At 66.1% G+C, this 24,371-nt stretch carries 22 protein-coding genes and 2 tRNA genes; 6 read left to right on the top strand and 18 right to left on the bottom strand.

All coding sequences use genetic code 11. The features are described from left to right. Nucleotides 1–2: 2 nt before the first annotated feature. Nucleotides 3–977 carry a glycosyltransferase family 2 protein gene (locus PcP3B5_RS28740; RefSeq protein WP_082816429.1) on the bottom strand — a complete coding sequence of 325 codons (975 nt, stop codon included), beginning with the start codon at nt 975–977 and terminating at the stop codon, nt 3–5. 510 nt (nt 978–1,487) lie between these two features. Between PcP3B5_RS28740 and PcP3B5_RS28735 the strand changes: the two genes are divergently transcribed. Then, on the top strand, nt 1,488–3,290 hold the full coding sequence (locus PcP3B5_RS28735; RefSeq protein WP_145923960.1) for an LTA synthase family protein: 1,803 nt from the start codon (nt 1,488–1,490) through the stop codon (nt 3,288–3,290). A 48-nt stretch (nt 3,291–3,338) separates the two neighbouring features. On the opposite strand, the gene PcP3B5_RS28730 is transcribed toward PcP3B5_RS28735, so the two are convergent. The 17 genes from PcP3B5_RS28730 to PcP3B5_RS28650 all read right to left on the bottom strand — a co-directional run bounded on the left by PcP3B5_RS28730 (nt 3,339) and on the right by PcP3B5_RS28650 (nt 20,975). Continuing rightward, nucleotides 3,339–3,414, bottom strand: a tRNA-Thr gene (locus tag PcP3B5_RS28730). 71 nt (nt 3,415–3,485) lie between these two features. Beyond that, nucleotides 3,486–5,024 (bottom strand): DHA2 family efflux MFS transporter permease subunit, encoded by a 1,539-nt coding sequence (locus tag PcP3B5_RS28725; protein WP_043268326.1) that lies wholly within the window; start codon nt 5,022–5,024, stop codon nt 3,486–3,488. A 13-nt stretch (nt 5,025–5,037) separates the two neighbouring features. Next, nucleotides 5,038–6,225: an HlyD/EmrA/EmrK family protein gene (locus tag PcP3B5_RS28720; RefSeq protein WP_061563041.1), complete on the bottom strand. Its 1,188-nt coding sequence runs from the start codon at nt 6,223–6,225 to the stop codon at nt 5,038–5,040. A gap of 12 nt (nt 6,226–6,237) precedes the next feature. Continuing rightward, nucleotides 6,238–7,716, bottom strand: coding sequence for an efflux transporter outer membrane subunit (locus tag PcP3B5_RS28715; RefSeq protein WP_061563040.1), 1,479 nt, complete (start codon nt 7,714–7,716; stop codon nt 6,238–6,240). Nucleotides 7,717–7,719: 3 nt separating this feature from the next. Continuing rightward, nucleotides 7,720–8,190 (bottom strand): MarR family winged helix-turn-helix transcriptional regulator, encoded by a 471-nt coding sequence (locus PcP3B5_RS28710; RefSeq protein WP_043268330.1) that lies wholly within the window; start codon nt 8,188–8,190, stop codon nt 7,720–7,722. 402 nt (nt 8,191–8,592) lie between these two features. Beyond that, nucleotides 8,593–9,804 (bottom strand): methyltransferase, encoded by a 1,212-nt coding sequence (locus PcP3B5_RS28705; RefSeq protein WP_061563039.1) that lies wholly within the window; start codon nt 9,802–9,804, stop codon nt 8,593–8,595. Nucleotides 9,805–9,872: 68 nt separating this feature from the next. Beyond that, the gene (locus PcP3B5_RS28700) at nt 9,873–10,565 is read right to left on the bottom strand and encodes an ABC transporter permease (RefSeq protein WP_009613854.1); all 693 of its coding nucleotides are present in this window, start codon (nt 10,563–10,565) and stop codon (nt 9,873–9,875) included. After that, entirely contained in the window at nt 10,562–11,257 is a 696-nt protein-coding gene (locus PcP3B5_RS28695; RefSeq protein WP_061563038.1) for an ABC transporter permease, read from the bottom strand. The genes PcP3B5_RS28700 and PcP3B5_RS28695 overlap by 4 nt, the downstream gene beginning before the upstream one ends. A 54-nt stretch (nt 11,258–11,311) precedes the next feature. Beyond that, entirely contained in the window at nt 11,312–12,064 is a 753-nt protein-coding gene (locus PcP3B5_RS28690; protein ID WP_043317561.1) for an ABC transporter substrate-binding protein, read from the bottom strand. A gap of 14 nt (nt 12,065–12,078) precedes the next feature. Next, nucleotides 12,079–12,852 carry an ABC transporter ATP-binding protein gene (locus PcP3B5_RS28685; protein WP_043268338.1) on the bottom strand — a complete coding sequence of 258 codons (774 nt, stop codon included), beginning with the start codon at nt 12,850–12,852 and terminating at the stop codon, nt 12,079–12,081. A gap of 291 nt (nt 12,853–13,143) precedes the next feature. After that, on the bottom strand, nt 13,144–15,453 hold the full coding sequence (locus PcP3B5_RS28680) for an LTA synthase family protein (RefSeq protein ID WP_411392979.1): 2,310 nt from the start codon (nt 15,451–15,453) through the stop codon (nt 13,144–13,146). Between the two features lie 231 nt (nt 15,454–15,684). Beyond that, nucleotides 15,685–15,760 (bottom strand) — tRNA-Phe (locus tag PcP3B5_RS28675). A 77-nt stretch (nt 15,761–15,837) separates the two neighbouring features. Further along, nucleotides 15,838–16,110 (bottom strand): oxidative damage protection protein, encoded by a 273-nt coding sequence (locus PcP3B5_RS28670; protein ID WP_009613840.1) that lies wholly within the window; start codon nt 16,108–16,110, stop codon nt 15,838–15,840. After that, complete coding sequence (gene mutY, locus PcP3B5_RS28665; protein WP_061563036.1) at nt 16,107–17,174, bottom strand: A/G-specific adenine glycosylase; 1,068 nt, start codon at nt 17,172–17,174, stop codon at nt 16,107–16,109. The genes PcP3B5_RS28670 and mutY overlap by 4 nt, the downstream gene beginning before the upstream one ends. After that, nucleotides 17,171–19,408 (bottom strand): AsmA family protein, encoded by a 2,238-nt coding sequence (locus tag PcP3B5_RS28660; protein WP_061563035.1) that lies wholly within the window; start codon nt 19,406–19,408, stop codon nt 17,171–17,173. Before PcP3B5_RS28660 ends, mutY begins: the two co-directional genes overlap by 4 nt. A gap of 62 nt (nt 19,409–19,470) precedes the next feature. Further along, nucleotides 19,471–20,571 carry an NAD(P)/FAD-dependent oxidoreductase gene (locus PcP3B5_RS28655; protein WP_061563034.1) on the bottom strand — a complete coding sequence of 367 codons (1,101 nt, stop codon included), beginning with the start codon at nt 20,569–20,571 and terminating at the stop codon, nt 19,471–19,473. Continuing rightward, nucleotides 20,568–20,975: an acetyl-CoA sensor PanZ family protein gene (locus PcP3B5_RS28650; protein ID WP_061563033.1), complete on the bottom strand. Its 408-nt coding sequence runs from the start codon at nt 20,973–20,975 to the stop codon at nt 20,568–20,570. The genes PcP3B5_RS28655 and PcP3B5_RS28650 overlap by 4 nt, the downstream gene beginning before the upstream one ends. Nucleotides 20,976–21,126: 151 nt before the next feature. Here PcP3B5_RS28650 and hisB point away from each other — a divergent pair, with 151 nt between their 5' ends. The 5 genes from hisB (at nt 21,127) to hisF (ending at nt 24,277) form a co-directional block, all read left to right on the top strand. Continuing rightward, nucleotides 21,127–21,720 (top strand): imidazoleglycerol-phosphate dehydratase HisB, encoded by a 594-nt coding sequence (hisB, locus tag PcP3B5_RS28645; RefSeq protein WP_043256084.1) that lies wholly within the window; start codon nt 21,127–21,129, stop codon nt 21,718–21,720. Then, on the top strand, nt 21,720–22,358 hold the full coding sequence (gene hisH, locus PcP3B5_RS28640) for an imidazole glycerol phosphate synthase subunit HisH (protein ID WP_058070789.1): 639 nt from the start codon (nt 21,720–21,722) through the stop codon (nt 22,356–22,358). The genes hisB and hisH overlap by 1 nt, the downstream gene beginning before the upstream one ends. Nucleotides 22,359–22,362: 4 nt before the next feature. Then, a complete protein-coding gene (locus PcP3B5_RS28635) occupies nt 22,363–22,623 on the top strand; it encodes a DUF2164 domain-containing protein (protein WP_061563032.1) in 261 nt (86 codons plus the stop codon). Between the two features lie 41 nt (nt 22,624–22,664). Then, complete coding sequence (hisA, locus tag PcP3B5_RS28630) at nt 22,665–23,408, top strand: 1-(5-phosphoribosyl)-5-[(5-phosphoribosylamino)methylideneamino]imidazole-4-carboxamide isomerase (protein WP_061563031.1); 744 nt, start codon at nt 22,665–22,667, stop codon at nt 23,406–23,408. 98 nt (nt 23,409–23,506) lie between these two features. Beyond that, the gene (gene hisF / locus PcP3B5_RS28625) at nt 23,507–24,277 is read left to right on the top strand and encodes an imidazole glycerol phosphate synthase subunit HisF (protein WP_009613829.1); all 771 of its coding nucleotides are present in this window, start codon (nt 23,507–23,509) and stop codon (nt 24,275–24,277) included. Nucleotides 24,278–24,371 lie beyond the last annotated feature (94 nt).

Raw genomic sequence — 24,371 nt, 5'->3', positions numbered from 1 at the left:
AATCAAAACCTCTGGAAAAGAGTAGCAATGAACAGCCCCAGGTTGCCCTGAAAGGTCTGGCGGTAGATACCAGCCTTACGCACCAGCCTGAGTCGTTGGAGGAGCGGGGCCGTTCGGGCCTGGGCGAACAGCTCAAGGACTTCCAAGCTGTGCGGTGTCAGATGGTTGCGCATGGGAGCCAGGGCTGCCAGATTCGCCTCGTTCCACGTCTTGAAGGTGCCTTTCAGAAGCCTGCGTAGGCGCTGCAGTCGGCCGCGGATCGATATATTGGAACCGATCAGGTTCTGCGAATGCTGGCGGTAATTCAGCGTGGATTCAGGATCATAGCAGACCTCCCCCCCACAGCCGGTTACCAGGATGTACGACCACCAGTCATGGGAAACGATGTGGCTGGATTCCCGGGTCGTTGCGAGCAGCTTTCGGGTTTCTTCGTTGAACAGCATGGTGTTGCCACCGGCGATGCTCTGCACCAATGCATTTTCGAAGGACAGGGGAGCCTTGAACAGCGGGGAGAGGCCGATCGGTTTTCCCGCCTCGTCGATCAGGCGGGTGCGCGAGCAGTGCAGCAGGGGTTTTTCTGTAGGCCGGCTGGAGATCCAGGCCAGTCCGCGCTCGAGTTTCTCGGGCGCCCAGATGTCGTCCTGGTCACAGAATGCGTAATAGCTGGCCTGGACGCCTGCTGCCCTGACCAGTGAAAGGAAGTTGGCCGAGAACCCTCTTGCCGGCCCCTGGTGCAGTACCAGTCGTCCTTCACCCAACTGCCGTTGATAGCGCTGCAGGATGGAGAGGGTCGCGTCCTGGGAACCATCATCAGAGGCATGAATGATCCAGTTCCCATAGGTCTGGCTGATCAATGAGTCCAACTGCTCCGCCAGATAACGCTCGCCGTTGTAGGTGGAAAGCAGAATTGCGACCGTACCGGAAGCTTGCTCTGCCTTCCCTGCACGGTGAAGGAGCGATGCCGATGCCTGATTCAATATGCCGCCCTTGGCTTTGTCGCCCCGATCAATGGGTAACTGATAAATATTCTCAGAAATGCCTTAGGTGGCTGATTTGCTGAGTAAAACTCGATTATATGCATGGTCGCTTGCTAGTAAACCAGCGGGATAGCCATTGGGCGGGCGGGAAGCTCCTCGCCTGCGACCGCAATATCTGGAGAAGGTTCCCTAAAGGTGGCGAAATGGGGCTTCGGGACTGCCGTAGAGGCGATCACATGCTTGCCTCAATGGGTGCCTGATTTCTGGTTGGCCTGACCTGCGGGCAAAGACCCTACAGATTAATCCTGCTAGCATTACGGAATTTTGACAGATGGATAGGGCTATCCGCTCGGTCGGTCACATCACGTCTTTTAGGCAGTGAGGTTGCAAGTGAGGCGCATATTTGATCCCAGGTTTTTGTACGTCGCTTATTTCTTCGGCGTGGCAGGGATATTTCTGACGGTATTTGCCAAATATTGTGCAAGGGTGCAGGGCCCTCTGCCGCCGGAGATGATCAAGGGGCTGTTGCCCTTGGTTGAACTTGCGATTCTCGGTGGGTTAGGTGTCATTGTCTCACCCATGCGTCGCGTACGCTCAAGCATATGGCGATGGGGGATTTACCTGCTTCTCCCTTTGGTCGTCGGCATGGTTTATGTCGCTCAAACTTATTCGCTATACCTGTCAAATAGCTACATCACTGTTCTTGCGATGGAGAATAGTGCGGAAAGCCGCTTGACGACTACCTGGTTGCTCAAGGCAATGATAGGCGCAGTGGTGTTAGGCTGGGTTTTTCTGCTGTTCTCCCATACGTCAAGGCGCTATCGCGAGGTGAAGCAGGCATCAAGAATTTTTGTCGGAGTATGGGCCGTTGTTTTGGTTGGTTATCTCGTGACCTTCCTTGCAACCGCGCATGAGCGTGGTGTCATTTCTCTTCAGAAGAATCAGGCGCCTCTCCTATCTCTATTGCGGACGACCTATATCCTGGCTGAGCGTCGCATGGATGAGTTTCGCCCAGCTGCTTCGGAATTTGATGGGGATATCTATTTCGTCAAGGATAGTGAGTTCCCGTTCAAGAAGAGTTATGTCTACAGCAGCTCTCTTCCTTTTGAGAGGGTCGTTCAGACCAAGAAGAAGCGCAATGTCATAGTCATTTTCACCGAGGGTATGTCGGCGCGCCTGATCAATGCCTATGGCGGAAGCCATCCCGGCTTGACGCCAAATATCGATACTCTATTGGGCCGTTCCATGCGAGTCGATAATTATTTTAACCACACTGCGGCGACCTATCGAGGGCTCCAGGGGCAGATGGCTTCCGGATATCCGGGGACGGGAGGCGCGCAGTCTGGCGCCGGCTGGGTTGAGGGTGATAATGCGCAATCCCTGGCGCGTATTCGCTACAGGACACTGCCGCAAATCTTCCGCGCGCGTGGATATGACACTTACTTCTTCTCGCCGCATCATGACTCAGTTCAGCTGAACACTATGCTGCGTGCTCTGGACTTCGACCAGGTCTATTCATTCGATAGCCTGAATGACGAGTTCCTGCAAGGTAAGGCTACTCTGACCGCCGGATCTCTTAGTGACAAGGATCTTTTCCGATCCTTGAACTCAATGCTGGAGTCGAGAGTCCAGGCTGCAAACGATAGGCCTTTCTTTATTGGACTTTACGACATCGGTACCCATGCATTTCTGGATGTTCCACAGGGGGTCGAAAAGTATGGGGATGGCAAGAATTCCGTGCTGAATCGTATGCACAACTACGATCGGCAACTCGGGCAGTTCTTGAACTATTTCTTCTCTTCGAAGTACGCCAAGGACACGGTTCTGGTATTTACGGCGGACCACGCAACCTACCCTGAGCCACCCTTTGTCGACGCGGTGCGGGGGGAGAACTATCAGCCATATTTCGTGGATCGGATTCCCCTGGCTATCTACGATCCCGCTCATGTACTGCCTCAGACGTTTGATGCCGATGGGCGGAGTTCAATCGACTTTGCGCCCACTCTGCTGCACCTGCTGGGCGTGCAGAAGGTCGCTAACAGTTTCATTGGGCGTTCGATCTTCGATGCAAAGCGGATCGTTCCATTTGGGGTCGCAGCCATTGGCGGCGATATCTTCATGACCACGCGGGATGGTGTCGTCATGGAGCCGGGTGTTCCAGCGGGCAACAAGGAACAGTTCTTGAAGTACGCCGACTACATCAGGACCTACTACACGCTGGAAAAAGAGAATCGCATCTTCCCTGATGAGCGGGTACGGATTGCCCACGCCCAGGGGCGAGATGAAGATTCATCCTCTGCTGCGTTGCGCTAGAGGACAGACAAAGAAAAAGGCCCGCATTTCTGCGGGCCTTCGTCTGTATGGTGCCGGCACCAGGAGTCGAACCCGGGACCTACTGATTACAAGTCAGTTGCTCTACCAGCTGAGCTATACCGGCAAGGAGGGACGCCATTATAGCCACGCGCCGGGCGGTGTAAACCTCTGATTTTTCAGCCTGTGCCCGTTCGCTCAGTGGCCGCTGGCGGCCGCTCCCGGCTTGGCGCCGAAGGGGGGCTTGGCCAGCCAGATGATGGCCAGCAGGGTCAGGAACAGCCAGCCGAGCAGGGTGAAGTATTCCACCGTGGAGAGCATGTAGGCCTGGCCTTCGACGATGCGGTCGAGCATGGCCGCGCCGTGCTGGTTGGCGCCGCCGAGCAGGTCCAGGGCGTCGCGGGTGGCCGGGTCGTAGGTGCTCAGGCTTTCTGTCAGGTGGGCGTGGTGCAGCGTGGCGCGGCGGTCCCAGATCCAGGTGGTGAGGGAGGCCGCGAAGCTGCCGCCCAGGGTGCGCAGGAAGGTGGCCAGGCCCGAGCCGTCGGCGATCTGGTCCGGCGGCAGGTCGGAGAGCAGGATGCTGAGGATGGGCATGAAGAAGAAGGCCACGCCCAGGCCCATGAGCGTCTGCACCAGGGCGATGTGGTAGTAGTCGACCTCGGTGTTGAAGGCGGCGCGCATGAAGCTGGTGACGGACATCACCAGGAACGCCAGGCCGGCGAGGATGCGCAGGTCGAAGTTGTTGGCGTAGCGGCCTACCAGCGGCGAGAGGAACACCGGCAGGATGCCGATCGGCGCCGCGGCCAGGCCCGCCCAGGTGGCGGTGTAGCCCATCTGCGTCTGCAGCCACTGCGGCAGCAGCAGGTTCATGCCGAAGAAGCCGGCGTAGCCGCCCACCAGCGCCAGGGTGCCGAAGGTGAAGTTGCGGTGCACGAACAGGCGCAGGTTGACGATCGGGTGCTTGTCGGTCAGTTCCCAGATGACGAAGGCCGCCAGGGCGATGACCGACACCACGGTGCCGCCGACGATGAAGTTCGACTCGAACCAGTCCAGGTCGTTGCCCTTGTCGAGCACGATCTGCAGCGCGCCCACGCCGAGGACCAGCAGGATCAGCCCCATGTAGTCCATGGGCGCGTGCTTGATCACCACCGGGCGTTTCTTCAGTTGCTGGTAGACCACGAAGGCGGCGAACAGGCCGATCGGCACGTTGATGAAGAAGATCCACGGCCAGCTGTAGCTGTCGGTGATCCAGCCGCCGAGGATGGGCCCGGCGATGGGCGCCACCACCGTGACCATCGCCAGCAGCGCCAGGGCCATGCCGCGCTTGGCCGGCGGGTAGATGGAGATCAGCAGTGTCTGGGTGATCGGGTACAGCGGCCCGGCGACGAAGCCCTGCAGGGCGCGGAAGCCCACCAGCATGCCCATCTGCTGGGCCACGCCGCAGAGGAAGGAGGCGATCACGAAGAGGAGGGTGGCGGCGATGAACAGCCGCACCTCGCCGACCTTGCGGCTCAGCCAGCCGGTCAGGGGCAGGGCGATGGCGTTGCTCACCGCGAAGGAGGTGATCACCCAGGTGCCCTGCTCGGCGCTCACCCCGAGGTTGCCGGAGATGGTCGGCAGGGCGACGTTGGCGATGGTGGTGTCTAGCACCTGCATGAAGGTCGCCAGGGACAGGCCGATGGTGGCCATCACCAGGCTGGGCGGGCTGAAGGCGCCGTTGCTGCTGTTCTCGCTCATGATGCTTCCGGGCTCAGCGCGCGGCGGTGCTGCGGCCGCGGCCGTCGGCCATGTTGGCGTGGATCAGCTGCTCGATGAGCTGGTCCGCCGAGGCCAGCTGCTGCTGGTAGACGTCGGTGGAGAACAGCGCTTCCTTCGGCGGCTGCTGCGACAGGGCTGGGCCGCTCTGGTCGTGCAGGTCGACGTTGACGTCCATCGACAGGCCGATGCGCAGCGGGTGTTCTTCCAGTTGCCTGGCGTCGACGCGGATGCGTACGGGCACGCGCTGGACGATCTTGATCCAGTTGCCGGTGGCGTTCTGTGCCGGCAGCAGGGAGAAGGCGCTGCCGGTGCCCACGCCCAGGCTTTCCACGCTGCCCTGGTACTTGACCGAGCTGCCGTAGAGGTCCGAACGGATTTCCACCGGCTGGCCGATGCGCATGTGCTGCAGCTGGGTTTCCTTGAAGTTGGCGTCGATCCATACCTGCTCCAGCGGGATCACCGCCATCAGCGCGGTGCCCGGCTGCACGCGCTGGCCGACCTGCACGGTGCGCTTGGCCACGTAGCCGGTCACCGGCGCGACTATCACCGCGCGGGCGTCGTCCAGGTAGGCCTGGCGCAGCTTGGCGGCGGCCGCCTTGACGTCCGGGTGGGAGGCGACGACGGTGTCGTCCACCAGCGCGCGGTTGGTGTCCAGCTGCTGTTCGGCGCTGGTCAGCGAGCTGCGCGCGGTATCCAGCGCATCGCGGGCGTGGGCCAGTTCCTCGCGGGAGATGGCGCCGTCGTCGGCCAGGTGCTGGCGGCGCTTGAAGTCGGCCTCGGCCTTGGCCAGGGCGACCTTCTTCGCGGCGACGTCGGCCTTGTAGCCGTCGACGTTGCTGAACAGCCCGCGCACCTGGCGCACGGTGCGCGCCAGGTTGGCTTCGGCCTGCTGCAGGGCCACGTCGGCGTCGCTGGGGTCGAACTTCACCAGCACCTGGCCCTTGTGCACCAGGTTGCCGTCGTCGGCGCCGATGCTGACCACGGTGCCGGTGATCTGCGGGGTGATCTGCACCACGTTGCCGTTGACGTAGGCATCGTCGGTGTCTTCGTGCCAGCGCCCGTAGAGGAACTCCCAGAGCGCCGCGGCGATGCCGGCGAGGATGACGACGACCAGCAGGATCAGCAGCCAGCGCTTGCGCTGGGGGTTGCCGCCGGTGGTTTCTTGGGTATCGGTGGTCATGGCGGTTGCCTCTTAGTGCACGGCAGCTGCGCCCGCCTGGGCGAGCGGGGCGGAAGACGGGGGAACGGAGTCGGCCTGGAAGCCGCCGCCCAGGGCTTGCACCAACTGGACGGAGAGGTCGATGCGCTGGGCTTCCAGGTTGGCCAGCTGGCGCTCGGCGAGCAGCAGCTGTTGCTGCACGCTGAGGGCGTCGAGGTAGTTGCCGACGCCTTCGCCATAGCGGCGCATGGCCAGTTCGAAGTTGGACTTGGCGATGTCGCGGGCCTCGCGCTGGTCGAGCAGTTGCTGCTCCAGCGAGCGCAGCTGGCTGAGGTCGTCGCTGACCTCGCCCAGGGCGCCGACCAGGGTCTTGTTGTACTGCGCCACGGCCAGGTCGTAGTCCGCATCCTTGCCGGCCAGGTTGGCGCGCAGGCGGCCGCCGTCGAACAGCGGCAGGGAGATGGCCGGGGCGACCTGGAAGAAGCGGCTCGGCGCCTCCAGCAGGTCGCTGGTGTGCATGCTGGCCAGGCCGACCATCGCGCCCAGGTTGAGGTTCGGGTAGAACTGCGTCTTCGCCGCCTGGATGTCCTTGCTCGCGGCCTCGACGCGCCAGCGTGCGGCGACTATGTCCGGGCGGCGGCCGAGCAGTTCCGCCGGCAGGTTCGGCGGCAGGCTCAGGGCATCGGTCTTGAGCGCTTGCGGGCGCTGCAGGTCGAGGCCGCGGTCCGGCCCCTGGCCGAGCAGCGCGGCCAGGGCGATGCGGTCGCTGGCGATCTGCTGTTCGGCGGCGGCCAGCTGCTGGCGGGCGCTGGCCACCTGGGTTTGCGTCTGCTGCAACTGCACCTTGCTGTCCAGGCCGGCGTCCATGCGCTTGCGGCTGAGCTCGAACAGGCGCTGCGAACGTTCCAGCTCGTCGCGGGACAGGTCGCGCACGGCGAAGGCGTGGCCGAGCTCGCTGTAGGCGCGGGCGACGTTGGCCGAGAGGGTGATGGCCGCGGCCTGGCGGTCCACCTCGGCGGCGTTGGCCTGGCCGAGGGCGGCTTCCCAGGCGGCGCGCTGGCCGCCCCAGAGGTCGAAGTCATAGTTGAAGCCCAGCGACAGGTACTTCACCGCCGAATAATGCCCGCCCGTTGGCGCGGGGAGCACGCTGGTGGGCGCGCGGATGCCCGCATAGCTGGCCTTGCCATTGAGCGTGGGCATGCGCTCGGCATCGGCGGCGTTGGCCGCGGCGGCGGCCTGGCGCGCGCGGGCGTCGGCGATCTGCAGGTCCGGCGTGCCTTTCAGGGCCTCGTCGATCAGGCTGTCGAGCTGGGCGTCGCCCAGGCTGCTCCACCAGTTCCGGCGTGGCCAGGCGGCACTGGACAGCGGTGTGCCGTCGAGGCTGCGGCCAGCCTGCAGCGAGGTGCTGTCGAGCGCCTTGCCGTTGGGCGCCAGGCCCGAGGAGCTGACGCAGCCGGCCAGCGCCACGGCGCTGGCCAGCAGGGTAGCGGCGGGTAAGCGGAATGCACGCATGGCCTACTTCTCCTGGGTCGCGCCGGGCGCGACGCCATGGCTGGCGAGGATCTTGTCCAGCAGCCGGGTGAGAGTCAGCAGTTCCTCGGGGCTGAGGCAGCCGACCAGTTCGTTCATCGCCCGCACGGCGATCTGTGGCGCCTGGGCGTTCACCGCCTCGCCGGCGGGGCTGAGCTGCAGGCGCACGCTGCGCCGGTCGTTGGGGCAGGGCTGGCGCAGCAGCAGGTCTTTCTTCGCCAGGCGGTCGAGCATGCGCGTCATCGAGCCGCTGTCGATGGACAGCTCGCGGCACAGCTCGCCCGGGGTGTTGGCGCGGTTCTGGCCGATGAAGAACAGCACCTTGAATTGCGCGGCGGTGATGTCCAGGTGGATCAGGTGCTTGTCCAGCAGGCGGTCCTTGAGGATGGCCGCCAGCCCCAGCAACTGGCCGATCGAGCCCCTGAACGGGAAGTCCGTGACGCGGTAGTGATCCATGGCAAGGCTAATAACTGTCTAGGCAGGAAATCTGTTTCGAAATAATACTGCCTAGGCAGCTAATGACAAATAGCGGATTGTTGCAAATGGGCAACAATCCGTTCCTGAAAGCACTATGCGAGCGTTCCGCGAAACAGGATGTGTCCGCTCGGTGTGCGACGCGGCCCCGGCAGCAGTGCTTATGCACAATGCCGGGGCATGGCTTGGCGGCTAGTGCTAAAAAAGCCTCAGCGTTTTTCAGTTTTTCCCTAAGAGTATGTTTTTAAAAGAAATTATCTGGTCTGTTCAAAATTCGAACAGAGCCGCGCCGACAGGCCAGCAGCGGGCCGCGTGAGCGATTTTCCCGGTGTTCTCAACAGAGTTATCCACAGGTTCTGTGGGCTTCTCTCTGGAACGCTCGTACTAGACGTGCTCGGCGAGAATGAGCAGGTTTCGCGGCGTGATCTGGCTGGCGCAGAAGCGCCCCAGGCGTACCCGGTAGCCCTGTTCGACGAGGAACAGCGCGCGGTCGAGCAGCAGCCAGAGTTCCAGCGGGCGGCGGAACAGGCCGCGCACCAGTTCGAGATTGCGCACCTCGGCCAGGCGCCGCCAGCCTTGGGCCTCCAGCGCGCTCCAGTCGCGCTCGGCGGGGCGGGGCAGGCCCTTGAGCGCGGCCAGGTCGCGGCAGTAGTCGGCGAAGGGTTTGTGCAGCCAGTCGGTGGGCACCGAGGGCACCGGCAGGTAGCTGTCCTCGCCGCGCAGCTCGCGCTGCAGTAGGTCGAAGGCCAGGCGCCGGGCCATGGAGTTGTCGCGCTGGCGCCGTATCCGGGCGCCGGCGGTGACCGTCTCGGCGAGCGGTAGGCGCAGGTCGTCCTGATCCAGCTTCAGGCGGGAAGCACCCGCGGCTGTGGATAACGGCTGGTAGTGCTCGCCGGTTATGCGGTTGTAGCAGCAGGGCGCCACCGCCAGTTGCCGGCAGCGCTTACTTGCTGCCAGGCGCAGCAACTGGACGTGCAGGTCGCCGCAGGCGTGCAGCGCCACGGCGGTCTGGCCGGGCTGCAGGTAGCGGGCGGCGCCCTCGGCGAGCACGTCCTGCTCGACGTGCATGGCGCGCAGCCCCAGGCGGTCGCTCAGGCGCTGGCCGTCGTCGACCAGCGCGAGGTCGCGCTCCAGGCTCAGCAGCGGCTGCCCGCCATGGGCCAGCAGGCGTCCGAGGTGGCCCTTGCCGGCGCACCAGTCCAGCCACTGCACGGAGGGCGTGGCGAAGTCCAGGCGGCTGGCGAAGGCCTCGATCTGCTGCCATTTGCGCCCGGGCACGTCGACCTGGAACTGCGCCGGCAGCCTGGGTAGCGGATGTGACGGCAGGTCCTCGACTTCGCTCAGTTGCGCGGCGCGGTTCGCCAGCTCCGGGAAGGGCGCCGGCGCGGGCAGGCGTTCGGGCTGGTTGTGCGCGGCGTCGGCCTGTTCCAGGTCGCGTCCGCGCAGCCAGGTGGCCAGTTCCCGGTGTTCGGCTTCCCAGGGCAGTTCCAGCAGGGTGAAGGGCTTGGGCCGCCACAGCCCCTGGTGGGCGAGCAGGAAGGCGTCCAGGGCCTGGAAGCGCTGGAGCAGGACGTCGTCGGTGAGGCGGTTGGCCACGGCGGTGCGCTGGGAGTGAGTGGCGGGGCGGCGATTATAGCGGCCCCGTCACCTCCGGGAAGCGCCGGTCAGCGCCCCTGCATGGAGTCCACCCGCAGCCAGCGCTCGGCGAGGCGGAACAGGCGGGTGAGGACCAGGGTGATGACCAGGTAGAACACCCCGGCGAGGCAGAAGAACAGCATGGCCTCGTAGGTGCGGGCGATGATGGTGCGGGTCATGCCCATGATGTCGAACAGCGTCACGGTGTAGACCACGGCGCTGGCCTTGAGCATGAGGATCACCTCGTTGCTGTAGGCCGGCAGGGCGATGCGCGCGGCGCGCGGCAGGATGATATGCAGCAGTGCCTGGCGGCGCGACATGCCCAGGGCCCGCGCGGCTTCCACTTCACCCACCGGGATGGCATGGATGGCGCCGCGGAGGATCTCGGCGATGTAGGCCGCGGTGTGCAGCGTCATGGTCAGCAGCGCGCACCAGTATGGGTCGCGCAGGTACGGCCAGAGCGGGCCCTGGCGCACCGAGTCGAACTGCGCCAGGCCGTAGTAGACGATGAACAACTGCAGCAGCAGCGGGGTGCCGCGGAAGAAGAAGATGTAGGTGTAGGGCAGCGCGCGCACGTACCAGTGCCGCGAGGCGCGGGCGATGCCCAGCGGCACGGCCAGGGCCAGGCCGGCGACCACGGCGAAGGCCAGCAGCTCGAGGGTCAGCCCGGCGCCCTGGAGCATCTTCGGCAGCCACTTGAGGATCAGCTCCATGTCGGTCATAGCTCGTTCCTCACGAAACCGCGGCCGGCGCGGCGCTCCAGGAAGTGCAGGGCGGCCATGACGAACACGGTCAGGCCCAGGTAGATCAGCGCGGCGGTCATGTAGAAGGTGAAGGGCTCCTTGGTCGCGTTGGAGGCGACCTGGGCCTTGCGCATGATCTCGTCGAGGGTGATCAGCGAGACCAGGGCGGTGTCCTTGAGCAGGATCAGGTACAGGTTGCCCAGGCCCGGCAGGGCCACGCGCCACACCTGCGGCAGGACGATGCGCCAGAAGATCCGCGGGGCGGACAGGCCCAGCGCCTGGCCGGCCTCGCGGTGGCCCTTGGGCACGGCCAGCAGGGCGCCGCGGAAGACTTCGGTGGCGTAGGCGCCGAAGCACAGGCCCAGGGCGCAGGTGCCGGCGGCGAAGGGGCTCAGGGCCAGGTCGGGCTTGCCGAACAGGTCGCCCAGGGCGTTCAGCCCGGCCACGGTGCCGAAGTAGATCATCAGCACCCAGAGGGTTTCCGGCACGCCGCGCACCAGGGTGGTGTAGGCGCCGCCGAGCATGCGCAGCAAGGCATTCCTAGAGGTCTTGGCGATGGCGCCGAGCAGCCCGAGGATCAGGCCGAGGCAGACCGCGGCCAGGGACAGCTTGAGCGTCATCAGGGTGCCGGCCGCCAGCTGCGGGCCGAAACCGTGCAGGTCGAAAATCATGGGGATCGCGCCTGAAGGGGCGCGCCCTGGATCACAGGGCGCGCCGGGCTGGCATCAGTAGATGCTGAAGGGGAAGTACTTGTCGTTGATCTTCTTGTAGGTGCCGTCGTCGACGATTTCCTTCAGGGCGGCGTTCAGCTTGTCACGCAGCGGGTCGCCTTTGCGCACGGCGATGCCGATCTTGTCGTTGTCGAACACCGGCTGGCCCTTGAACTCGAAGTCCTTGCCGGCGTCGCTCTTGAGCCAGTCGTACTGCACGAACTTGTCGGCCAGCACGCCGTCCAGGCGGCCCGAGGACAGGTCCAGGTAGGCGTTTTCCTGGGTGTCGTAGAGCTTGATGGTGACGGTGTCGGACATGTTGTCCTCAAGCCAGGTGCCGGCGATGGTCGCGCGCTGGGCGCCGATCACCTTGCCCTTCAGGTAGCCCTTGTCGGTCTTGAAGTCCACCGACTTGGGCGCCACGAACTGCAGCTTGTTGGTGTAGTAGGGGTTGGTGAAGTCCACCGCCTGCTTGCGCTCGTCGGTGATCGACATGGAGGCGACGATGAAGTCGAACTTCTTGGCGTTCAGCGCCGGGATGATGCCGTCCCAGTCGGAGGTGACCACCTCGCACTCGACCTTCATCTTGGCGCACAGGGCCTTGCCGACGTCGAGGTCGAAGCCGACCACCTGGCCGCTGGCGTCGATGCCGTTGAAGGGCGGGTAGGCGCCTTCGGTGCCGATGCGCAGCTTCTCGGCGGCGACCGCGTGGGCGCCGAAGGCCAGGGTGGCGGCAGCGGCCAGAAGGATCTTCTTATAGTTCTTCATGCAAAGTTGCTCCGTTAGCGGTGGCTGGACATGAACTGCTTGCAGCGCGCGGACTGCGGGTTCCCGAAGACCTGCTCGGGGGAACCCTGTTCCTCGACCAGGCCCTGGTGGAGGAACACCACCTCGCTGGAAACCTGGCGGGCGAAATTCATTTCGTGGGTGACCAGCAGCATGGTGCGGCCTTCTTCGGCCAGCGCGCGGATCACGTTGAGCACTTCCTGGACCATTTCCGGGTCCAGTGCGGAAGTGGGCTCGTCGAACAGTATGACCTTGGGCTGCATGGCCAGGGTGCGGGCAATGGCCGCACGCTGCTGCTGGCCGCCGGAGAGCTGCGCGGGGAAGCTGTGGCGCTTGTCGGCGATGCCGACCTTGGCCAGCAGGGCCTCGGCGATCTCGATGGCTTCGGCGCGGCTCTTGCCCAGCACGCGACGCGGCGCCTCGATGATGTTGTCGAGGATGCTCATGTGCGGCCAGAGGTTGAAGTTCTGGAAGACGAAGCCCAGTTCGCTGCGCAGGCGGTTGATCTGGCGGTTGTCGGCGGCGACCAGCGCCCCGTCCTTGGCCTTCTTCAGCTTGAGTTCTTCGCCGGCGACGATGATCTGGCCCTGGTGGGGGTTTTCCAGCAGGTTGATGCAGCGCAGGAAGGTCGACTTGCCGGAACCCGAGGAGCCGAGAATGGAGATCACGTCGCCTTCGCGGGCGGTCAGGGAAATGCCCTTGAGCACTTCCAGGTCGCCGTAACGCTTGTGCAGGTTACGGATTTCCAGTGCGGGTATGGCCTCGGCCATTGGGGGCTCCTCTATTGTTGTTCGGATGCTTCGCGGCGCGCCGCGGCAGGGGGTAGGGCCTTCCTGGCGAACGCAACCTATCACGCGACCCGGGGGGCGCCAAGCGTCCGGGGGCCGCGCCGGGCCTGGATGGTGGCATCTTGTCGCATTGCCGCAGTGCCTTGTCGCCTGGGCTGAACACCGGGGGCCCGGAAGCCTGGCGAGGGGGCCGGCGAAACGAGGGGCGCGATAGTGCCAGCTTCGCCGGCGGGGGAAAAGACCGCAGGCCCCGACATTGGTCGGGGCCCGGGTTCACTGGGTGATCTGCGGCTCGGCGGCGTTGCTGTCGCGGCTCTCTTCGTCGAGCTGGTCGAGCTGGCCGGCCATCAGCGCCGGGCGGCCACCGATGCGCGGGCCGGGCAGCACGCTGCCGTCGGCCAGGCGGGTGGGATGCTCGCTGGCATCGATGGCCGATTTGCGCGGCTGCGTCTGCACGTGGAAATCGGTGATCTCGATGATGCCCTTGCCTTCGGCCAGCAGGTGGAAGGAGAAGGCCTTGCGCGCCCGCTCGTTGTCGAAGCCGAAGGTCACCTGCAGCGGCTTGTCGCGGGTCAGCAGCGGGAACTCGGGGATCGGCAGGTTCACCGGGCGCTCGAACTCGCGGGTCTTCAACTGCACCCTGGCGCCGGCCTTGTCCATCTGCAGGGCGCGGATCTTCAGGCTCACGGTGGTGTGGCTGTCGGCCGGGAACTCCAGGTACTGGGCGCCGATCAGGTTGTCGGTGTACTCGTTGGTGACCTGCGGCTTGATGCGGATCTTCTCCTGGGTGGCGAACTGGTATTCGCGGCCCATCGGGTTACCGATCACCGAATGATCCAGAATGCCCGCGCGAGCGACGACCGTGCGGGCGTCGCGGCCGCTGAAGCGGCCGACGAACTGGGCGCTGTCGGCGATGAAACCATCGCTCTTGTAGCGCCGGCAGACCTGCTGGAAGTCGCATTCGGTGAAGGTCTGCTTGCCGTCGTGGAAGCGCAGCATGCCGTTGGTGAAGGAGACCATCTCGCGACCCTTGTCGTACTCGCGGAACAGCGAGCGGCCGGAAACGTCCTTCGGCGGGGTGAAGCCGAAGTAGTCGAGGATCGAGGCGTCCATGTCGACGTGGCCGTAGACGCCGCTCTTCACCGGCGGCAGCGCCGCCTGCTCGGGGGCCAGCACCAGGTTCAGGCCCCAGGACGAGGCCAGGCGCACGTTGTCGATGCCGTGGGATTCGTCGGAGGTGACGATCACCAGGGTGTCCTTGAGCACGCCCTGTTTCTCCAGGCCGGCGAGGAAGGCGTCGACCGCGTCATCCAGGTAGCCCACCGCGGCCTGGCGCGGGGTGGGGTACTTGGCCAGGTATTCCGGGGTGGCCGAGTAGGGCTGGTGGGTGCCGACGGTGAGCAGGGTGAGCATCCACGGCTTCTTGTTCTTGCGCAGCTCGCCGACGTAGTCCAGCGCGCCCTCGAAGAAGGCCTTGTCGTCCATGCCCCAGGCGAACTCCAGGTAGGGCTTCTTCTTGAACCAGTCGCGGCCGAGGGTCTTGTCGAAGCCCATGGCCGGCATCACCTTGTCCTTGGCCATGAAGCGCAGGCCGGCGCCCTGCAGGAAGTGGGTGCTGAAGCCGTGCTGGCGCAGCTGCGCCGGCAGGCACTCGGCGGCGCGGCCGGGGTTGGACAGCAGCTCGACGCCCTTGGGCGTGCCGTTGTCCAGCTTGCTGTAGTCGCCGCAGAGCAGGGCATAGAGGCCGCGGATGGTCTGGTGGCTGTGCACCACGTAGTCCGGGGTGGTCATCGAGCGTTCGGCCCAGGCGCTGAGCCTGGGCATCATGGATTCTTCGTAGCTGCTGCTCAGCGCCGCGCGGTTGGTCGCCACGTAGGCGCCGGGGATGCCTTCCATGGTGATGATCAGCACGTTCTTCGCCGTGCCCGGGCCGGACAGCAGCGGGGTGCCAGAGAGGTCGAGCTGGGTCAGCCCGGTGACGTCTGGCGGGGTGTCGCCCTGGTCGCCGGCCAGCCAGTCCTCGGCGGCGAGCTGGCCCTGGCTGGCGACGCCGGCCAGCAGGCGGTGCGGCAGGTTGAACTGCTTCCACACGTCGACGTCGTTGGGGATCACGTACTGCAGGCCGAAGTGGGCGCCCAGCAGGGCCACCGGCACGGCATAGGCGAAGCGCGACAGGCGCTGTTCGCGGCGGCGCCACAGCACGGCGCAGAGCACGATGGCGCCGAGCAGCGCGCCGGCCAGCCACGGGTGGGCGATGCCGCCGCCCTGGGTGGAGTTGCCGACGAAGGTCGGGTCGGCCATGAAGTGCAGGTCGCTGGGGTCGGGCATGCGGCCCACGGCGCTGACCAGCTCGGCGTTGCCGATCGTCATCAGCGCCCACAGCAGCATGATCGGCAGGGCTACGAACAGGCGCAGGCGGTGCAGCAGCAGGACCAGCAGGCTGCCGATGGCCAGATCCGAAAGGTAGCCATAGAGGTTGCCCCAGCCAAAGGCGTGGCGGCTGGCCAGCGGGATCGCCAGGAACAGGATGGCAAGCGTCGCGAGGTTGCCGCGTTGTTGCCACCAGCGTTTTAGAGGATGCACAAGCACTCCCTTTTCAGGCATCGAGGGCCTGAAAGTATCCCATCCCTCGGGCGGAAATCATCCGGAATGTCATCATTCTGAAAAAACGTTGTGCTACGCGCCAGTAGACAACGGAAACCGCGGGAGTTTCGCCGGGCGGGCGACCAGTGGCGGAAGCGCGGCCGTGATCGGCTGAGGGCGGAAATGCAAAAGGCCCCTGGTTCTGGTGAACGCAGGGGCCTTTCGGAGTCTTGGTGCCCAGGGACGGAATCGAACCGCCGACACGGGGATTTTCAATCCCCTGCTCTACCAACTGAGCTACCTGGGCAACGTGGCGCGCATTAAAAGGGTTTTCGGAAGGGGTGTCAAGCGTGCCGCGAAAAAATTTTCAGTTAATACCGGAGCTTACGCGCTCGGCGGGACGTAGCCGTCGGCCTGGGCGTATTCCTCGCCGGAGAGGAACTTGTCCATCTCGCCCTGGAGGAATTTGCGGTCTTCGGCGTTCATCATGTTCAGCCGGCGCTCGTTGATCAGCATGGTCTGGTGCTTCTGCCACTCGTCCCAGGCCTGCTTCGACACGTGCTCGTAGATGTCCTGGCCCTTGGCGCCGGGGTAGGGCGGGCGATCGAGGCCGGGCAGCTGTTCTTTGTACTTGCGGCACATCACCATTCGGCTCATGTCATCTCTCCTGCATTCAACGCGTCGGCTGCCCGCTTGAGCAGCTTCTTGACCGGGGCCGCGAGACCGAGCCGCGGCGGGGTGGCCAGGTTATACCAGAGCCAGTCGCCCTCGGCCACGCCGCTGGCTGCGTCTTCCACGTGCACCAGCCAGGGCTCGATGGCCAGCTGGAAGTGGCTGAAAGTATGGGTCAGGCCGGGCAGTTCGTGGCGCTGCCCCAGGCGTAGGGCGTGCTGCGCGGCGAGCGGGTCGAGCTGGGCGAGGTCGTCCAGTTCCGGGAAGCTCCACAGGCCGCCCCACAGGCCGGTGGACGGGCGCCGGTAGAGCAGGATGGCGCCTTCGCGGTTGGCCAGTATCGGCATCAGCGTGCGCCGCTGCGGCAGCTCTTTGCGCGGCTTGGGCACCGGGTAGGCGCTTTCGCGGCCGAGCAGGTGGGCGCGGCAGCCCTCGCTCAATGGGCACAGCAGGCAGCTGGGCTTGCTGCGGGTGCAGAGGGTGGCGCCCAGGTCCATCATCGCCTGGGTGTAGTGGTTGACCCGTGCGTGCGGGGTGAAGCGTTCCGCCGCTTCCCACAGCTGTTTCGCCACCCTGGGCTCGCCCGGGTAGCCGTCGCAGGCCAGGTAGCGGGCCAGCACGCGCTTGACGTTGCCGTCGAGGATGGGCGCGCGCAGGCCCATGGAAATGCTGGCGATGGCCCCGGCGGTGGAGCGGCCGATGCCGGGCAGCTCGGTGAGCTGCTCGAGGTCGCGGGGGAATTCGCCGCCATGGCGCTCCATCACCATCTTCGCGGTCTTCTGCAGGTTGCGCGCGCGGGTGTAGTAGCCCAGCCCGGTCCACAGGTGCAGGACTTCGTCCTCGGGTGCAGCGGCCAGGTCGGCGACCGTGGGCAACGCCGCCATGAAGCGGTCGAAGTAGCCCAGCACGGTGCTCACCTGGGTCTGCTGCAGCATGATTTCCGACACCCACACCCGGTAGGGGTTGATGTCGCGCTGCCAGGGCAGGTCGTGGCGGCCGTGGCGGTCGTACCAGTCGAGGACCGCGGTATTGAAGCGTTCGGGGGTCATTTCTTCTTCAGCAGGTTCTTCAGGGCGTCCTTCAGGTCGGGGCTGACCTTGTCGCCGAATTTCTCTTCGAGTTTCTCGTTCAGGCGCTGCCCGGCCAGTTGCCCGGCGATGCGGCCGATGCCTTCCTGGTCCAGGCGGCAGGCCTTGGCGCCCAGTTCCAGCGGGCCGCGGCAGCGCAGCGGCCATTCGATGCCGACGTAGCGCTTGTTCACCTCGCAGGCCGGGTCGGGCATGTCGCTCTTGTCGCCTTCGATGATCACGCCGACGCGGTAGTCCATGCCCAGCACGCGCAGGTCCAGGTCGCCGTCGCCCTTGACCGTCAGGCCGGGCACCGCGACGCGCAGGTCGGGGTTGCTGGCCACGCCGTTGTGGAAGGTCAGGCTGCCGTTGAGTTCGCGGAAGGGGGTGTCCTTGCCGCCGTGCTCGGCGCTCAGGCTCTTCCGGTTGAGGGTGGCTATGCCGCGGCACAGCTGCTCTTCGAGGTTGGCGTTGAGCAGCACGCCCTTGCTCAGCTTGAAGTTGGCCTTGCCGTTGAGGTTGTCGATCCAGGCCTTCTGGCTGTTGCCCTGGGTGGTGATGTCCGCGTCCAGGTTCAGCAGGCCGGTGACCGGCGGCTTCTGGCCCTGGGCCTGGAGGAGTTTCTCCACCGGCACGCCTTCGATGTGCTTCTGCGCCGCCAGCAGCGCCACGTCCTGGCGCACGTCGAGGCTGGCCTTGGCGTTGAAGCGGCCGTCGTAGAGCTCGCCGCGCATGTCGTCGAGGCTGAACTGGCCGTTCTGCCCGCGCAGCTTGAGCACGGCGTTCTCGATCGGCAGCTTGTCGAGGGTCAGTTGGCCGAGGTTCAGGTTGAGGTCCAGGTCCAGCGTGCGCAGCTTGGCCAGCGGCAGCAGCGGGGCGTCGCTCCAGGCCTGCTGGGTGGGGGCGTTGGGCAGCGGGCTGTCGCCCTTGCCGGTGGCGCTGGCGACGGTGGCGTCGACTTCGGCCTTGCGGCTGGCGCTGGCTGCCTCGGCGCCTTTGGCGGCCTTGGCCGGCAGGTAGCGGTCGAGGTTGAGCTTGTCGCCGCTGAGCTGGGCGCGCACGGCCTGCTTGGCGATGTCGGCCAGGCCCAGGCTGCCGCTGAAGCTGCTGTCGTCGAGCTTGAGCTGGATGTCGCTGAGGTTGACGGCGTTGCGGCTGCCGTCCAGGCGCGCGGCCAGTTCCAGCTTGGTCAGAGTGTTGCCGTCGGCCATCTCCGGCAGCTTCTGGCCGAGGCCTTCGAGGAATTCGCGCAGGTTGAACGGGGCGATGGACAGGCCGCCGGTGAACTGCGGCTCCTTGTCGAGGTTGCGCGCCTTCAGCTCGCCGAGGGCGCGCAGCTGGTTGATCGACAGCTTCAGGCCGTTCCATTCGGCGACCTGCGCGGCCTGGTCGAGCAGCAGCTGGCCCTGGGCGGAGAAGGTCGCGGTGCGGCCCTGCAGCTGGTCGCCGGCCAGTTCGCCGGAGAGCTTGGCGTCTTCCAACTGGTAGCGCTTGAGCGCGCGGTCGAAGCGCAGGTTGCCGGTCAGCTCGGTCTTGGCGCGGGTCACCGGCTGGTTGGTGCCCAGGTAGGCGTTGAGCTTGAAGGGGATGCTGCTGCCTTCGCGGATGGCGCCGGTGTTCAGGTCCAGGCCTTCGACGGTGTACTGCTTGCCGCTCTGCTCGTCGCTGTAGTCGATGCGCGCGCCGCTGACGTTGAGGCTGTCGATGTCCAGCTTCATCGGCGTGGAAGCGCTCTCGGCCGGAGCCTTGGGCGCTTCGGCGGGCGCGCCGGCCTGGCCGGCCGGTGTGGCGGGGGTGGCGCCGGCGGGCTGGGCCGGCTTGCCGATGTCTTCCCAGTTGCCCTTGCCGGCCTTGTCGCGGTTCAGCGTTAGGGTCAGGCCCTGCACGCGGATGTCGCTCATCTGCACCTCGCGGCGCAGCAGCGGCAGCACCCGCACCGACAGGCCGAGCAGCTGCAGGTCGGCGAACGGCTTGTCCGGGCTGCGCACGCTGGCCACGCTGGTGTCGTGTAGCTCCAGGCCGAGCCAGGGGAACAGGCTCCAGCCGATGTCGCCGCGCAGGTCCAGCTCCAGGTTGGCCTTGTCGCGGGCGAGCTGGCGGATCTCGTCCTTGTAGTCGTTGGGGTCGAAGAAGTGGGTGAGGATGAAGCCGGCGGCGACTACCAGTAGCAGCAGGGCGAGGACGGCTATGCCCAGGATCTTGCCGAACGCTTTCATGGACGGGTCCTTGTTCTGGCGGCGGGTGAATTGGCGGGAGTATATCAATGCGCCCGCCCGCTTCAGCAGGCGGCGGCGACGCGCTCGGCGATGGCCAGGCTGGCGGTGAGCCCCGGCGACTCGATCCCGAACAGGTTGACCAGGCCCGGCAGGCCGTGGTCCACGGCGGTTTGGATGACGAAGTCGGAGGCGGGTTCCCCGGCGCCGCTCAGTTTAGGACGAATCCCGGCATAGCCGGCCTGCAGGCGCTCGGCGTCCAGGCCCGGGAAGTAGCGGCGGATGGCCTGGGCGAAGGGCTCGCGCAGCGCTTCGTCGACCAGATAGTCGATGCTTTCCAGGTAACGCACGTCCGGGCCGAAGCGCAGCTGGCCGCCGAGGTCGAGGGTGGCGTGCACCCCCAGGCCGGCGGTGTTGGCCTCGGGCATCGGGTAAATCAGGTGGCTGAACGGCGAGCGACCGCCGTAGGTGAAGTAGCGGCCCTGGCACAGGTGCAGCGGCGGCACGCCTTCCAGGCCTTCGGTGCGGGCGGCCAGTTGCTGGGCGAACAGGCCGCCGGCGTTGACCACCTGTTCGGCCCGGATGCTGAACGGCTCGCCGACGCTGACGCCTTCGGCAACCCAGCCGTCGGCGGCTCGGCGCAGGCTGTCGATGCGGGTGTCCAGCACCAGTTGCGCGCCCTGGATTTGCGCGGCGTGCTGCAGCGACAGCATGTAGGCATGGCTGTCGATGATCCCGGTGCTCGGCGAGAGCAGGGCGGCCACGCCGCGCACCGCCGGTTCCAGCGCGTGCAACTGGGTGGCGTCCAGCGGCTGCAGGTCATGTACGCCGCTGGCTTCGGCATTGGCGGCGAGGGCTTCCAGCTTGTCCAACTCGGCGTCTTCCACGGCCACCAGCAGCTTGCCGATGCGGCTGTGCGCCACGTCGTGGCTGGCGCACCAGGCGTACAGGCGCTCGCGGCCTTCCAGGCAGAGTTCGGCCTTGAGCGAGCCGGGCGGGTAGTAGAGGCCGGCATGGATGACCTCGGAGTTGCGGCTGGAGGTGTGGCTGCCGATCAGTCGCTCGGCTTCGACGATCAGCACGCTGCGCCCAGCGGCGGCCAGGCGCGCGGCGCAGGCCAGGCCGACCGCGCCGGCGCCTATGACCAGGATGTCGATGTCGTTCACGGTGCCTCCGCGGTTTCCAGGGCCAGGCCCAGGTGCGCGGCCAGCTCGGCCGCTTCCGCCTGCCCGGCCGGGGCCAGCAGGCGCAGCGGGCAGCCGGCGAGCACCGCCTGGCGCTGGGCTTCCTCCAGCAGCCGGCGGGCCACGCCGCGGCCGCGGGTGACGCGGCGCACGCACAGGCGCGAGAGGCGCCAGGCGTCGGCATCGCGCTGCAGCCAGGCGGCGCCCAGCAGGCGGTCGTTGAAGCGCCCGGTCAGTAGCGTGCTCGCGGCCAGCGCGGCGTCCACCAGGGCCTCGCCATCGGCGAAGGGCGCGAGCAGCCAGGCCGGCGCCTCGGCGTAGAGCCGGGCCAGGTCCTGGCGGTCCTGGGCGGAGGGCTGGGCAAGGTGTTCGACGATCACGGGCATGGCGGCATCCTCGGCGGGGACGCGCAGTTTACGGACAAGCGGCGCCCCGCGGCCAGCGCCGCCGACCGTCGCCCGTAGCCCTGCGGGGCCCGCCGCGCCTATAATGCGGGCCCTCTTATAATCAAGTGCAGTGTTAGCTGTGGAGCTGGTGATGGCCGAACGCAAGGCAACCGTCGCGCGCGACACCCTGGAAACCCAGATCAAGGTGTCCATCGACCTGGACGGCACGGGCAAGGCCCGCTTCGATACCGGGGTGCCCTTCCTCGAGCACATGATGGACCAGATCGCCCGCCATGGCCTGATCGACCTGGACATCGAGTGCAAGGGCGACCTGCACATCGACGACCACCACACCGTCGAAGACATCGGCATCACCCTCGGCCAGGCCTTCGCCAAGGCTATCGGCGACAAGAAGGGCATCCGCCGCTACGGCCATGCCTACGTGCCGCTGGACGAGGCGCTGTCGCGCGTGGTGATCGACTTCTCCGGCCGCCCCGGCCTGCAGATGCACGTGCCCTTCACCCGCGCCAGCGTCGGCGGCTTCGACGTCGACCTGTTCATGGAGTTCTTCCAGGGCTTCGTCAACCACGCCCAGGTGACCCTGCACATCGACAACCTGCGCGGGCACAACACCCACCACCAGATCGAGACGGTGTTCAAGGCCTTCGGCCGCGCCCTGCGCATGGCCATCGAGCTGGACGAGCGCATGGCTGGGCAGATGCCGTCGACCAAGGGGTGCCTGTAATGCAGACGGTCGCCGTCATCGACTACGGCATGGGCAACCTGCACTCGGTGTCCAAGGCGCTGGAGCGCGTGGGCGCCGGCCGCGTGCTGGTGACCAGCGACGCCGCGGTGATCCGCGAGGCCGACCGCGTGGTGTTCCCCGGCGTGGGCGCCATCCGCGACTGCATGGCCGAGATCAGGCGCCTGGGCTTCGACGCGCTGGTGCGTGAAGTCAGCCAGGACCGCCCCTTCCTCGGCATCTGCGTCGGCATGCAGGCGCTGCTGGAGCACAGCGAGGAGAACGGCGGCGTCGACTGCATTGGCCTGTTCCCCGGCCAGGTGCGTTTCTTCGGCAAGGACCTGTACGAGGACGGCGAGCACCTGAAGGTGCCGCACATGGGCTGGAACCAGGTCAAGCAGAGCCTCGACCACCCGCTGTGGCACGAGATCCCCGACGAAGCGCGCTTCTACTTCGTACACAGCTACTACATCGAGGCGGGCAACCCGCGCCAGGTCGCCGGCCGCGGCCACTACGGCCGCGACTTCGCCGCCGCGCTGGCCGAGGGCCCGCGCTTCGCCGTGCAGTTCCACCCGGAGAAGAGCCACACCCACGGCCTGCAGTTGCTGCAGAACTTCGCCGCCTGGGACGGCCGCTGGTAAGCCCATGGCCCGGCAGAAGGACAAACCCGCCATCCTCGAACTCGATGGCGCCCAGCGCCAGAGCGCGGCGCGGGCCATCCAGCGTTTCCTCGAGGAGCGCTTCGAGCTGGACCTGGGCAGCTTCGAGGCCGAGGAAGTGCTGGACTTCTTCATGCGCGAATTCGGCCCGCTGTTCTACAACAAGGCGATTCTCGATGTGCAGGCGCACCTGAAAGACAGGTTCGAAAGCATCGAAAGCGACTTGTGGGCGCTCGAGAAGAGCTGACCCGACCCCATTCACGACTTGGATTCGAGCAGGTTCAACCGATGCTGATCATCCCCGCAATCGATCTGAAGGACGGCGCCTGCGTGCGCCTGCGCCAGGGCCTGATGGAAGACGCCACGGTCTTCTCCGACGACCCGGTGGCCATGGCCGCCAAATGGGTGGACGGTGGCTGCCGCCGCCTGCACCTGGTGGACCTCAACGGCGCCTTCGAAGGCAAGCCGGTGAACGGCGAGGTGGTCACCGCCATCGCCAAGCGCTACCCGAACCTGCCGATCCAGATCGGCGGCGGCATCCGTTCGCTGGAGACCATCGAGCACTACGTGCGCGCCGGCGTCAGCTACGTGATCATCGGCACCAAGGCGGTGAAGCAGCCGGAATTCGTCGGCGAAGCTTGCCGCGCCTTCCCCGGCAAGGTGATCGTCGGCCTGGACGCGAAGGACGGCTTCGTCGCCACCGACGGCTGGGCCGAGGTCAGCGAGGTGCAGGTGATCGACCTGGCCAGGCGCTTCGAGGCCGACGGCGTTTCCGCCATCGTCTACACCGACATCTCCAAGGACGGCATGATGCAGGGCTGCAACGTCGAAGCCACCGCCGCCCTGGCCAACGCCACGCGCATCCCGGTGATCGCCTCCGGCGGCATCCACAACCTGGGCGACATCCAGAAACTGCTGGACGCGCGCACCCCGGGCATCATCGGCGCCATCACCGGCCGGGCGATCTACGAGGGTACCCTCGATGTCGCCGAGGCCCAGGCGCTGTGCGATCGGCAGGCAAAAGACGAATAAAAGCGCTGGAGGCTGAAGGCTGGACGTGACCGAGTCGCTTTTTCGTTCAGCCTCCAGCCTCCAGCCTCCCGCGAATTTCAAGATTGGGAGACACCAGAATGGCCCTCGCTAAGCGCATCATCCCCTGCCTCGACGTGGACAACGGCCGCGTGGTCAAGGGCGTCAAGTTCGAGAACATCCGCGACGCCGGCGACCCGGTGGAGATCGCCCGCCGCTACGACGAGCAGGGCGCCGACGAGATCACCTTCCTCGACATCACCGCCAGCGTCGACGGCCGCGACACCACGCTGCACACCGTCGAGCGTATGGCCAGCCAGGTGTTCATCCCGCTGACCGTCGGCGGCGGCGTGCGCACCGTGCAGGACATCCGCAACCTGCTCAACGCCGGCGCGGACAAGGTCTCGATCAACACCGCCGCGGTGTTCACCCCGGAGTTCGTCGGCGAAGCCGCCGCGCGCTTCGGCTCGCAGTGCATCGTGGTCGCCATCGACGCCAAGAAGGTCTCGGCGCCGGGCGAAACCCCGCGCTGGGAAATCTTCACCCACGGCGGGCGCAAGCCCACCGGGCTGGATGCGGTGGAGTGGGCGAAGAAGATGGAAGGCCTGGGCGCCGGCGAAATCCTCCTGACCAGCATGGACCAGGACGGCGTGAAGAGCGGCTACGACCTGGGCGTGACCCGCGCCATCAGCGAGGCGGTGAACGTGCCGGTGATCGCTTCCGGCGGCGTCGGCAACCTGGAGCACCTGGCGGCCGGCATCCTCGAAGGCAAGGCCGACGCGGTGTTGGCGGCGAGCATCTTCCACTTCGGCGAGTACAGCGTGCCGGAGGCCAAGGCCTACCTGGCCAGCCGCGGCATCGTGGTGCGCTGAAGGGCGCGCCGCACTGCCGGAGTGCAGCTTGCGACAGGGCCCGGCCCGCTCATGGCGGCCGGGCCTTGTGCTTTCTGGCGATGTTTCCTACAGG

The sequence above is a fragment of the Pseudomonas citronellolis genome (genome assembly GCF_001586155.1).
Taxonomy (GTDB): domain Bacteria; phylum Pseudomonadota; class Gammaproteobacteria; order Pseudomonadales; family Pseudomonadaceae; genus Pseudomonas; species Pseudomonas citronellolis.
The sequence above is the reverse complement of the archived record's forward strand: the minus strand, read 5'-3'. Positions and strand labels throughout refer to the sequence as shown.